This is a genomic window from Rhodococcus erythropolis R138, from assembly GCF_000696675.2.
GTDB classification, from domain to species: Bacteria; Actinomycetota; Actinomycetes; order Mycobacteriales; family Mycobacteriaceae; genus Rhodococcus_F; species Rhodococcus_F erythropolis.
In genome coordinates this window covers 799078-810855 of sequence record NZ_CP007255.1, presented here as the reverse complement: position 1 = coordinate 810855, position 11778 = coordinate 799078, and the positions used below count along the sequence as shown (strand labels likewise).

Sequence of the window (11778 nt, the reverse complement as noted above, 5' to 3'; positions counted from 1 at the left end):
TCCAAGGAGGATGTCCGGCCTTCGACAATCGAGCACACTCAGCCAAGTGTCACGTGAGCTGCGGGGCGGGTTCTTCCCGTTCGCCGCCGGGAGCCTTCGAATCCGGTTTGTTCGGTTCCGGATTCTTCGCATTCAGCTCCGGGTTCTTCGAACCGATGAACTGGCACAGGTGGTACATCCCGATCACGACGATGGTGCCGAGCGCGATCCCGCTGAGCGAGAACGTGTCACTGAACTTCAGAGCCGTGTCGCCGATACCGATGATGAGGCCGGCCGCGATCGGCATGAGGTTGAGGGGATTGCCGAAGTCGACGCCGTTCTCCTTCCAGATCTTGGCGCCGAGCAGACCGATCATGCCGTAGAGCACCACGGTGATTCCGCCGAGAACACCGCCGGGCGTCGCCGAGATGACGGCACCGAACTTGGGGGAGAAGCCGAGCATCATCGCGACGATGCCGGCAACTGCGTAAGCGGCGGTGGAGTACACACGGGTCGCTGCCATGACACCGATGTTCTCGGCGTACGTCGTGGTGGGCGAACCGCCGACGCTGCTGGCGATAGCGGTGGCGAAACCGTCACCGGCGAGCGCGCGTCCCATGTACGGGTCGAGATCGTCGCCGGTCATCTCTGCGACTGCCTTGACGTGGCCGGCATTCTCCGCGATCAACGCGATGACACCGGGAAGAACCAGGATGATGAACGTCAGGCTGAACGACGGGGCATGGATGCCGACGATTCCGTTGGCCTCGTCCGAGAACGGGGGTAGGCCGAACCACGACGCCGACTGCACCGAATCCCAGTTGACGCGGAAGTGCTCGGTGATCTGACCAGTGCCTGCGTCGTACGAGGTGATCGTGCCCGAGACCCGGTCGAGGATCCAGGAGAGGACGTAGCCGAAGATCAGCGCCAGGAAGATGGCGATGCGCGCCATGAAGCCGCGTAGCGCGATACTCACGACGATCAGGGCCACCATGACGATCAGAGCCACCCACTGGTCCTGCGGCCAGTACAGCCCCGCGACGACGGGTGCCAGGTTGAATCCGATCAGCATCACCACTGCGCCGGTCACCACCGGGGGAAGAACCTTGAATACGACCCGGCCACCGAGGAAGTGGATCGCGATACCGATGGCTGCCAGGACCAGTCCGGACACCAGGATCGCGCCGGTCACCTCTGCGGACGTTCCGCCTTGGGCACGAATGGCGGCGATACCGCCGACAAAGGCCGCCGACGTACCGAGGTAGCTGGGAATGCGTCCCTTGACCACCAGCAGGAAGAAGAGCGTACAAAAGCCCGACATCATCACGGCAAGTTGAGGATTGAGCCCCATGATGATCGGGAAGACGAACGTCGCGCCGAACATCGACACCACGTGCTGGCTGCCCAGCCCGATGGTTCTTCCCCAGCTGAGCCGCTCGCCGGGAGCGACCACTTCACCCGGTCTGATGTTCTTTCCATCTCCGTGCAACGTCCAAATCGGCATGATGGGACCTTTCGTGCAGAGGAAGGTGTCCGAACGCTGAGTGTGCTCCAGCTCACAAAACACCGTGACTGGAGTGAAACGCTATTACAGCGCCGGGGTATCGACGTGATGACAATCTGCCAGAACCCACGGACCCGGATTGGCAATATTAGTGATTGATGCCGCGCATCGCGGTTATCTTCAGTGCTAGAGACAGATCCAGCCGTAGCTCGGGTTGCGCCGTGAAGGGTCCAAGCATTTTCTCCAGCTTAACGACCCTGTAACGCAGTGTGTTGTAATGGAAGTGGAGCTTGCGCGCTGTCTCGGCGATGTTGATGTTGGTCGCGAGCAAGACTTCCAATGTCTTGCGCATGTCCTGCGCTTCGGCAGTTTCCTCCGTCAGTTCCCGCAGTGTCTCCCGCGCGAACGTCTCCAGCTCGTTTTCGTCCTCGACCAGACTGAGCAGTCTGTACACACCGAGATCGTCGAACTGAGTCACCGTCCACGGACCGGAGATCCGGCGTCCGACGGTCAGTGCGGTGCGCGCCTGACTGTAGAGCGCGGGGACGGCGTCGATCGCCGCTGTCGGCCGGGACACCCCGACACTGAACGGCCTTCTCCCGCCGCCACCTTCACCGCGAACGACCGTGACGAGGTCCCGCACCAATGCCATCGTGTCGGTGCCGACGCCCATGACGATCACCGTCTCGCCCGTCAGCGCGGTCACCGCCGCACCGGGATCGCGGTGGGCGATCGCCCCGGAGAACGCCATCGCCTGGCGATCGACGACGGGCAGCCGAGCGGGCGCCGCAGAGGCCGGTTCGTCGATCGGGTCCGGCTCGATCGAGACGATCACCAGCGGGCGATCGAAGTCCCAACCGAACGTCTTGGCGTGGGAGACAACGTGATCGTGGTCCCCGGCCCGGCCGAGGAGCAGGTCGTGAACGAAGTTGGCGCGATGGCGTTCTTCCACCGACGCCACGGCCTGCTCACGGGTGATGACCAACGCGCACACCGACGCCGCTCGCTCGACCAGGTACTGGTCGTAACTCGTCATCACGCGCTCACCGGTGAACAACGCGAGACGCCCGTGATCGATGTGATTGGCGGAAATCGCGGACACCGCGATGAATTGACCGTCGAACTCGTGCAGACCCAACCCGCCCTCGACGGTGTCGGTCCGCAGACGACCGGTGGAATCGACGGCGGGACAGGCAGACAGATGCTTGCGCTCCGCCGCATCCCCGGCGCGGCAGATCTCGCGTCCGTCCGAGGTGGTGATCAGGGCGGCGCCCTTCATCTCCCGTGCGATGACCTCGGTCAATTGTGGGAGGCCACCGCCGCCCATCACGACGTCGACCAGCAGCCGTCGCAAGCGCTCGGCCCCGAACATGGCGTCGATCTGGGCCGACTCCGTCTGCTCACGGTCTCTCGCCGCCGGGTGATCGCACGCACCGTGAAAAACCAGGAGCGGGAAGCCGGCGCTTTCGGCCGCGTCGACCAGTTCCGGCGCGAGAGTGTCCCCGTCTGCTCCGAATTGGACGGCGAGCGCTGCAACTCCGCGCGTCGACAACCGTCCGACAAATGCTTTGAAGGTTTCGGTGACCCGGGCGAGGGTTTCCGGCGTGGTGATCAGCAACTGTCCGTGTCGCAGCCACGGTCCGATGTCCGGAACCGCCATGAATCCCACCCGGGCTACCGTCGGGTCTTCGCAGCCACCGGCGACCTTTCGAACACCAGGAAGGAGCGGGGTTCGAAGAAGTTCGGAGAGAACAGCATTCACCTCGGATGCCGGTACGGCCGGGTTTGCCACTTGGCAGGCACCTCGATTTCATTCGGATCACGGAAGATGGTTCACGAAAGAAACGATCCTATCCCCACCGAACACAAGATGTCCGAATTCAGCGCAGTCGACTCAGGCCGTTCGATGCAGGGCGGTCGGATTCTCCTGAGGTGGCGGGTGGATCGGCCCCTGCAGATCCCGCAGTTCCAAACCGGATGCATTGCGCAGGGTCTTGGTCATCTCGGCGAGGATCGACACTGCAGTCTCCTCCGGCGTCCTGGCGCCGAGATCCAACCCGATCGGTGAGTGCAGACGCCCCAACTCGGCGTCGGTAACGCCTCGCTCCTTCAACAGCGCCACCCGACGCTCATGCGTCGCACGACTTCCCATCGCGCCGACGTATGCAGCCGGCGAACGCAGAGCGATCTCGAGCAAGGGGATGTCGAACTTCTCGTCGTGCGTGAGCACGGCCAGGACGGTTTTGTTGTCGATCGGTGCGGTTTCGAGGAACTTGTGTGGCCACATCACGACCAGATCGTGGGCGTCGGGAAAGCGCGCCCGTGTCGCGAAGACCGGCCGTGCGTCCACGACGGTCACTCGGTAACCCGCAAAGGCGCCCAACGTACACATCGATGCCGCGAAGTCGATGGCCCCGAACACGTACATCCGCGGTAGTGGCGCGAAGATCTCGACCAGCAGGTCGTGCTGCGAATCGATGAGGGTTCCCGCCGGCGCGACAAAGGCTACGGACTCACCGGTGTCCATCGTGCGCAACAGGATGGAGACCTCGTCCTCCGTGGCATCCAGATCCCCGCTTCGTCGGCCGTGCTCGACGACGAGGTGCCGCGCCGGCGCTCCCGGACGCACTTCGGTGACCACGACGACGGGCGTATCGGCTTCGATCCGTTCACAGACCTGACCGAACTCGACGAAATCGGCTCCGACGGCCTGGACGAACACTTCGATGGTTCCGCCGCAGGTCAGACCTACTCCGATGGCGTCGTCGTCGGAGACGCTGAAGACCTCGACGCGACTGGTGCCGTCGGCGAGAACCTCCTGGGCGATCTCGTACAGTGCACTCTCGATACACCCGCCCGAGACGCTGCCGACTACCTCCCCGGAGCGTGAGACGGCCATCGAAGCACCGGGCATGCGCGGTGAGGATCGCCAGGTACGGACAACCGTCGCCAGTGCAAAATCCTCGCCGCGGGCGTGCCACTGCGCCAGCTGAGTGGAAATGTCGCGCATCGCCTCGCCTCCCGCTTGCATCGCCGTCCGTAGAGAGTTCACGGTATCGGCCCACCGCAATCCTGCCTGTCACACAATGCGCCTAAATCCGGGCCCTGCAGTTGTGCAATGTCGCCGTCGCATCACCGTGCGCTCTCGACCAGTGTTGTCACCGAGCCCAGCCGAAAGCAGGCCTGACCTTCATTCTTCCCCTCTCCGACGATCACTGCAGCGGTAATTCACGCAGATGGTGCGACGGATCGAGTGGGCGACGTTGCACACCACAGAACCGAGGTTTCTCCCATGGACCAATTGCTCAGCGGTATCAAAGTTCTCGACCTCACCCGCGCTCTCGCGGGCCCTCTGTGCACGTCGCTGCTCTCGGACTTCGGCGCCGACGTGGTCAAGGTCGAAACCCGTGGCTCCGGCGACAGTTCGCGTCAGTGGCCGCCGTTCGACGGCGATCGAAGCCTCTACTTCGCTTCCGTGAACCGCGGCAAGAGGTCGATCGCCATCGACATGCGCAGTGACCGCGGGCGGAAACTGCTTCGCAGCCTGGCCCTCGACGCGGATGTGCTGGTCGAGAACTTCCGTCCGGGAGTGCTGGCCGACATGGGGCTCGATCCCGATTCGCTCGAGCAGGAGAATCCGGGTCTCGTCGTGATGAGCATCAGTGGTTTCGGCCCGGTGGGCCCGGACCAGTTCGCGCCCGGACTCGATCAGGTGGCCCAGGGCATGTCCGGGTTGATGTCGGTCACCGGCGCCGGGGAACAGACCCCGATGCGGGTCGGTATCCCCATCATCGACACGGTCTCGGGCATCTACGCGGCGCTGGGTATCACGGCGGCGTTGGCTTCGCGCGGACGCGATGGTCGTGGGCACCGCGTGCAGACCTCGTTGCTGGAATCCGCGATCTCGATCATGACCTTCCAGGCGCAGGACTACCTGAGCACCGGGCGGGTGTCGACGCCGAACGGCAATACGCACCCGACGATCACGCCGTACGGCGCTTTCGACACTGCCGACTTCCCGATCAACATTGCCACCGGCTCGGACAAGCACTGGATCGCGCTGTGCTCGGTTATCGGCGACCCCGATCTCGCCTTCCGTGCCGAATATGCCACGGGTAAAGAACGTTTGGCGCACCGAGACCAACTGACCAAAGAACTCGAGGACCTACTGACCACGAAGGGCGCGGCACAGTGGATCGCCGAGATCCGCGGTGCCGGAATCCCCTGCGGCCCGATTCATTCGATCGATCAGGTGTTCTCCGACCCGCAGGTCGAGGCATTGCAGATGGTCGAGCAGACCCAGAGCGCCGACGGAACATCGATTCCCGTTGTCCGCGGACCGTTCTGGGTGGACGGCAAGACCCTTCCCGTCAGGAATGCGCCACCCATGACTCTCGGCGGTGACGCCGACGGCGTACTCACCGACTTCGGCCTGCGCCCGGAGGAGATCGAGGATCTTCGCGCAAATTCGGTGATCTGACCGCACACTAGTAACAGAGCAGACGCTCTGTTACTGTGCGTTCATGCCTCGGCCACGCGTCCACGATCTCGACACGCTGCTCGACGCTGCCGAAAAACTTGCCGCCACTGCCGGGCCGAGCGCTGTCACGGTCAGGGCGGTCTCCGACGCCACCGGTGTATCCAACGGGGCGATCTATCACGCATTCGGCTCTCGCAGTGGACTGGTCGGTAGCGCGTGGCTGCGTGCCGCGCAACGATTTCTCGCGCTTCAGCAATCGAGAGTGGACGACGCTCTCGCGGACCCATCGCCGACCTCCGCGGTTTCCGCCGTCGTCGCAGCCGCCGAAGTTCCGGCCGTCTTCGCGCTCGACTACCCACAATCCGCGTTGCTGCTGCTGACGATTCAGCGCGACGAACTGCTCGGCACCGACGTCCCCGCCGACATCGCCGAGAAACTCACACAACTCGACCGGTCTCTGGTCGAGTTGTTCATCCGGTTGTCGACCGCGCTCTGGGGCCGCAAGGACGGCCGAGCCGTCGAAGCAATCGAAGCCTGTGTTGTCGGCCTGCCTACCGGACTGCTCATTCATCCCGCCAAACGCGCCGACGGTTGGCGAGTCCCCGACGCCGCAGCACGCGCGCGGTTGGATGCCGCCGTTCGAGCGGTTCTGCATCTCGACCCACCACTGCCCAAGCTCCGCAACAGGAAAGGCCAATCATGACCGCAACTCTGCGCTTCGAAGACAAGATCGCCGTTCTCGATCTCGGCGAGGACGAGAATCGATTCTCGCCGGATTGGCTCGATTCCGTCGACCAGCTACTCGACCAGGCTCTGAGCGAAGGCGCACACGCCCTGGTCACCACGGCGACGGGCAAGTTCTACTCCAACGGACTCGACCTCGACTGGCTGGGCGCGAACGGCGACAAGGCGAAGTGGTATGTGCAACAGGTGCAGTCGCTGTTCGCCCGGATGCTGACGTTCCCCATGCCCACCGTCGCGGCGATCAACGGCCACGCCTTCGGAGCGGGCGCCATGCTCGGCATCGCGCACGATTACCGCGTCATGCGCGATGATCGCGGCTACTACTGCTTCCCGGAGGTGGACATCAACATCCCCTTCACCGAAGGAATGGCAGCTCTCATCCAGGCCAAGCTCAGCCCGGCGTCGGCAATCGTCGCCATGACCACGGGGCGGCGATACGGCGGAAGTGACGCATTCGCAGCCGGTTTGGTGGACTTCACCGCTTCCGTCGATGCTTTGACCGCGAAGGCCATCGAAATGGTTGCGCCGATCGGCCCGAAGAATGCGGGCACACTTGGGGCAATCAAATCGACGATGTTCGCTTCAGTGGTCACCGCTCTGAACACCGACAGCTAGGAGCGCTGGACTGCGTTCTCGCAGAGCCGCTTCCAGATCATCGGCAACACTTTCGGGATCGCGGCCTTCTGTGCTCAGAACCACGTCGACCCCACTGAGCGTCGACATCGAACCGGCCAGCAGTTGTGACGCTTCCACCAGATCGTCCAACCCGGCCCAGCCGGCCGGTTCACGTTCGACGATTCTGGTGCGCAACGTATCCGGATCGGCCTCGAGGCGCGCCAGCAGGTGCCCCTCGGCGCCGGTCGCGGCCAGCAAGGCATGCCCGTAGTCGTCGTCTTCGACAGTCGCCGTGAGGAAGAGGAGTTCATACCCCGCTTCCCGGTACGACGCGCACAGCATCCCGACATGTGCGATTGCCCGTTCGGTCCCCAACGGCGGGTAGCACCGCTCGAGTTCGTCCACCTCGATCATCGCGTTGCTCACACCGGCCTCGCCGAGTCGATCGTGAAGCGCGGTCAGCACGGAACTCTTCCCCGCGCCCGGCGGGCCTGTCAGCAGTAGTACGAACACGCCTCCACTATTCCAGAGCCTTGTGCAGGCGCGGGGCGGCGAGAAGGCTGGAGAAGACAGATTGACGTGCACAACTGCCCTGATCGGAGCACAGCGATGACCACCACGATCACCGAAATCGCGCCGGACATCTACCGACTGTCGACCTTCGTGGACGAAGCGAACCTCACGATGAACCAGTTTCTCGTCGACGGCGAGGAACCCTTGCTCTTCCACACCGGGCAGCGAGCGTTGTTCACCTCGGCTTCCGACGCACTCTCCACGCTGATCGACATCGACCGTCTGAAATGGATCACGTTCGGTCACGTCGAGGCCGACGAGTGCGGGTCCATGAACTCCTGGCTTGCGGCGGCCCCCGAAGCACAAGTGGCGCACGGCGCGATGGGGTGTTTCGTTCAGGTCAACGACCTGGCCGATCGGGCGCCACTTCCCTTGCAGGACGGCGACGTACTGGAAACCGGCAGCCGCCGAGTCCGGCACATCGACACCCCACACGTCCCGCACGGTTGGGACGCGGGCCTGATGTTCGAGGAGACGACGTCCACGCTGTTCTGCGGAGACCTCTTCACAGCGTTCGGGCACCACCCCGCGACTACCGAGCACGAAATCGTCGGTCCCGCTTTGGAAGCCGAGGACTTGGGCCACGCCACCTGCCTCACCCCGGATCTCGAACCCACGATCCGCGCCCTGGCCGACCTCGAGCCGCGGATTCTGGCTACCATGCATGCACCCACGTACTACGGCGACTGCGTCACCACGCTTCACGACCTGGCCGACTCGTACGCAACACGTTTCGCAGCCGAAACCGAAAGATGGAAGTCAGACTAAAGCTTGCGCGTTCGACGTGATTCGCGCCGCCACGGACAGCGCAACGTGCTCGTGGAACGGCCGCGCCACCACTTGCACTCCGACCGGTAAACCATTGCGGGAGAGTCCTACCGGAACCACGACCGACGGAAGGCCGAGCACACTGATCGCCCGGCAACTCGCGAGCGCGTCCATCCACGTGAGTTCGCGACCGCCCACCTCGAAGCTCTCCACACCGAGCGGCGGAGCGAGCACCGACGCAACCGGCAGAATCAGGACGTCGCCCACCTCGCCGAGGAAGTCGGTGATCAACACCGCGCGATCCGCCCACAGCGCTTCCACCTCGGCGGAACTCCGATCATGGCCTGCCGCAAGCATGGCGGTGATGTCCGCGTCGAAAGAGTGCACTGAACCTGCTGCGAGAGAGTGGATGTCCGCGTGAGTCTCGACCGATCGCAACGCGCCGAACAGTACGTTAGCCCGCGGCAGAGCCAGACCGTCGTACTCGCTCGCATCCAGACTGTTCGCCGCCGAGCGAACCGCCGCCAGGATTTCTTCGTCGACAGGCATGGTTCCCTCGCCGGGTGCCCAGCGGATGTCGAGGTGTTCGACGTCGACCGACTCCGGCTCGGTCCACGCGAGATGCGGCTTCGACAGGACGCGCAGCGCAAGCGTCGCATCACCGAGGTTGCGGGCCAGTGGGCCGATGGTCTGGATCGTGCCGTGCATCGTCGCAGGATTGGCGAGTACCCGTCCATCCGAAAGCACGCCGGGGTATTGCCCTTCAGGGTCGATACGGCCGAGCGTCGGGCGAACCGAAGTGAGCCCGGTGCAGTGGGCGGGCCAACGCACCGAACCACCAAAATCCGTACCGAGTCCGAGCACGCTCATTCCGGCAGCAACCGACGCGGACTCGCCGCCACTCGATCCGCCGGGGGACCGGACGACGCCGTCCGGTCGCACCGGGCTGGCCGTGGTTCCGAACAATTCGTTGCGAGTCAGGCCGCACGCGCCGAATTCCGGGGTGTTGGTCTTGCCGATCAGGATTGCGCCGGCAGCCTTGAACGCGGCGACGGCCGGGGCGTCGACGGCCGGGACGTTGTCCGCCAGAGTGCGAGAACCCGCGGTGGTACGCACGCCGGCGGTGGCGATCAAGTCCTTGACCGTGAACGGAACCCCGGCAAGGGAGCCGAGTGCCTCGCCGAGAAGGCGACGCTCGTCCAGGTCGTCCGCGGCCGCCAGAGACTCCTCGGCGCACACGGTGACCAGTGCGTTGAGTTCGCCGTTGCATTCGTCGACCCGTGCGAGATGATCTTCGACGACGGTCCGCGCCGACGCCTGACCCGACCGCACGGCTTCGGCGATGGATCGGGCATCACGGCCCACCCAGCTCTCACGACTCATCGCATGCCTCTCCTCGCCGGACTCCTCTGCCGAGCGTAAGGACCGCGAGCAACCCGAGAAACGACCACAATGCACATACCGACGGCTCCGGCGATGTGAGGTTTTGCCACAACGTCCGCGGTTCCAGAGGGATCGGTCAGGTGCTGGTACCTACAAGCCCTGCCTGATGAATGCAGCAAGCTTCTCGATCTGTTGCTCGTTTCGTTTGTAATGCCTCCACTGGCCGATTCGTGTGGTGGTGACCAGATCCGCGGCCTGGAGTGCGGCCATGTACTGAGACGCAGTCGATTGCGACACCTTCGCCCTCGCTTGTATGTGCTTGAGGCACACTCCGACCTCCTCGGCAGGCTCGAGCTGAGGGGGAAAGCTCCCGGGGTCTTTCAACCACTGCAGGATTTGTACACGCATCGGGTTGGCCAGCGCCTTGAACGCCGTTTCCCACTCGGTTGTTGCGTCTTCCATGCTCGAGATCATACCGCTAGATCGCGAAATGCCGATATATATGGTTCACTCCCTATATCGCAACATCGCGATATTCCAATGGGAGGCTGAAATGGTGCATCACAATAAAGTCGCACTCGTGGTCGGAGCCCGAGGTGTGATCGGTGGGAACTTGATCGATCACCTCGAATCAACCGGCGAATGGAAGATCATCGGACTCTCGCGCCGAGGCGGCACGAACACCGACCGGGTCGAACACATCGCAGTCGACCTGCTCGATCCTTCCCGGACTGCAGCGGCACTGAGCGGACTGGACGACGTCACCCACGTCTTCTACGCCGCCTATCAAGACCGCCCGACATGGGCCGAGCTGGTTCCGCCCAACTTGGCGATGCTGGTCAACACTCTCGACGCCATCGAACCCGTTGCCGGCGGACTCGAGCACGTCAGCCTGATGCAGGGCTACAAGGTTTACGGGGCACATCTCGGACCGTTCAAAACTCCGGCCCGCGAGAGCGATCCACCGCACATGCCACCCGAGTTCAACGTCGACCAACAGCAGTTCCTCGAACGCAGGCAGCTCGGCAAGTCGTGGACGTGGTCGGCGATCAGACCCTCGGTCGTCTCCGGATTCGGATTGGGCAACCCGATGAACCTCGCGATGGTCATCGCCGTCTACGCAACCATCTCGAAGAAACTGGGTGTCCCACTCCGATTCCCCGGCAAACCCGGCGCGTACACCAGCTTGATCGAGATGACCGACGCCGGACTCCTGGCCGAGGCAACGGTCTGGGCCGCGACCAATCCCGAGTGCGCAAATCAGGCGTTCAACATCAACAACGGCGACCTGTTTCGCTGGCAGGAGATGTGGCCGAAGATCGCAGCCTTCTTCGACATGGACGCCGCACCTCCGCTCCCGATGTCCCTCGATGTCGCAATGGCGGACAAGGAGTCGGTGTGGGATGAACTCGTCGAGGAACACCAACTTGCTCGGACCCCGTATTCCGATGTCTCGTCCTGGGGGTTCGGTGACTTCGTATTCGGATGGGACTACGACTTTTTCGCTGACGGATCGAAAGCTCGGCGGTTCGGATTTCACCGCCACGTCGACACCGAAGCGATGTTCCTCGACATCTTCGCCAATCTGCAGGCTCGGAAGATAATCCCCTGACTACGAACATCGTCACTTCGGATCCTACGAACACTGTCACTGTCGGACCCCGGGACTACCGTCGTAGGCGGGGTTTGAAAAGCAGGGGTTTCGGCGAGTCGTCGGTAGGGCCCCATGCGC

The 11778-nt window shown here is 63.5% G+C and carries 11 protein-coding genes; 5 read left to right on the top strand and 6 right to left on the bottom strand.

The window, feature by feature from the left end:
• Positions 1-49: 49 nt before the first annotated feature.
• From H351_RS03630 to H351_RS03620, 3 genes are all read right to left on the bottom strand, one after another.
• Entirely contained in the window at positions 50-1483 is a 1434-nt protein-coding gene (locus H351_RS03630; RefSeq protein ID WP_029256752.1) for a uracil-xanthine permease family protein, read from the bottom strand.
• Between the two features lie 148 nt (positions 1484-1631).
• Positions 1632-3275, bottom strand: a complete 1644-nt coding sequence (locus H351_RS03625) for a PucR family transcriptional regulator (protein WP_003945987.1) — start codon at positions 3273-3275, stop codon at positions 1632-1634.
• Between the two features lie 102 nt (positions 3276-3377).
• Positions 3378-4493, bottom strand: a complete 1116-nt coding sequence (locus H351_RS03620; protein WP_007735213.1) for an XdhC family protein — start codon at positions 4491-4493, stop codon at positions 3378-3380.
• Between the two features lie 282 nt (positions 4494-4775).
• Here H351_RS03620 and H351_RS03615 point away from each other — a divergent pair, with 282 nt between their 5' ends.
• The 3 genes from H351_RS03615 to H351_RS03605 are packed head-to-tail and all read left to right on the top strand — an operon-like array spanning position 4776 to position 7322.
• Complete coding sequence (locus tag H351_RS03615; RefSeq protein WP_020971408.1) at positions 4776-5963, top strand: CaiB/BaiF CoA transferase family protein; 1188 nt, start codon at positions 4776-4778, stop codon at positions 5961-5963.
• A 43-nt stretch (positions 5964-6006) separates the two neighbouring features.
• The gene (locus H351_RS03610; RefSeq protein ID WP_029256753.1) at positions 6007-6666 is read left to right on the top strand and encodes a TetR/AcrR family transcriptional regulator; all 660 of its coding nucleotides are present in this window, start codon (positions 6007-6009) and stop codon (positions 6664-6666) included.
• Entirely contained in the window at positions 6663-7322 is a 660-nt protein-coding gene (locus H351_RS03605) for an enoyl-CoA hydratase-related protein (protein WP_029256754.1), read from the top strand. Before H351_RS03610 ends, H351_RS03605 begins: the two co-directional genes overlap by 4 nt.
• On the opposite strand, the gene H351_RS03600 is transcribed toward H351_RS03605, so the two are convergent.
• Positions 7290-7835: an ATP-binding protein gene (locus H351_RS03600; protein WP_029256755.1), complete on the bottom strand. Its 546-nt coding sequence runs from the start codon at positions 7833-7835 to the stop codon at positions 7290-7292. The two genes, H351_RS03605 and H351_RS03600, sit on opposite strands and share 33 nt — an antisense overlap.
• 96 nt (positions 7836-7931) lie before the next feature.
• Here H351_RS03600 and H351_RS03595 point away from each other — a divergent pair, with 96 nt between their 5' ends.
• Positions 7932-8663 carry an MBL fold metallo-hydrolase gene (locus H351_RS03595; RefSeq protein WP_003946042.1) on the top strand — a complete coding sequence of 244 codons (732 nt, stop codon included), beginning with the start codon at positions 7932-7934 and terminating at the stop codon, positions 8661-8663.
• On the opposite strand, the gene H351_RS03590 is transcribed toward H351_RS03595, so the two are convergent.
• Both H351_RS03590 and H351_RS03585 read right to left on the bottom strand, forming a co-directional pair.
• Complete coding sequence (locus H351_RS03590) at positions 8655-10046, bottom strand: amidase (RefSeq protein WP_029256756.1); 1392 nt, start codon at positions 10044-10046, stop codon at positions 8655-8657. The two genes, H351_RS03595 and H351_RS03590, sit on opposite strands and share 9 nt — an antisense overlap.
• A gap of 150 nt (positions 10047-10196) precedes the next feature.
• The gene (locus H351_RS03585; RefSeq protein WP_007735219.1) at positions 10197-10508 is read right to left on the bottom strand and encodes an ArsR/SmtB family transcription factor; all 312 of its coding nucleotides are present in this window, start codon (positions 10506-10508) and stop codon (positions 10197-10199) included.
• A 91-nt stretch (positions 10509-10599) separates the two neighbouring features.
• On the opposite strand from H351_RS03585, the gene H351_RS03580 reads away from it, so the two are divergent.
• The gene (locus H351_RS03580; RefSeq protein ID WP_029256757.1) at positions 10600-11658 is read left to right on the top strand and encodes an SDR family oxidoreductase; all 1059 of its coding nucleotides are present in this window, start codon (positions 10600-10602) and stop codon (positions 11656-11658) included.
• Positions 11659-11778 lie beyond the last annotated feature (120 nt).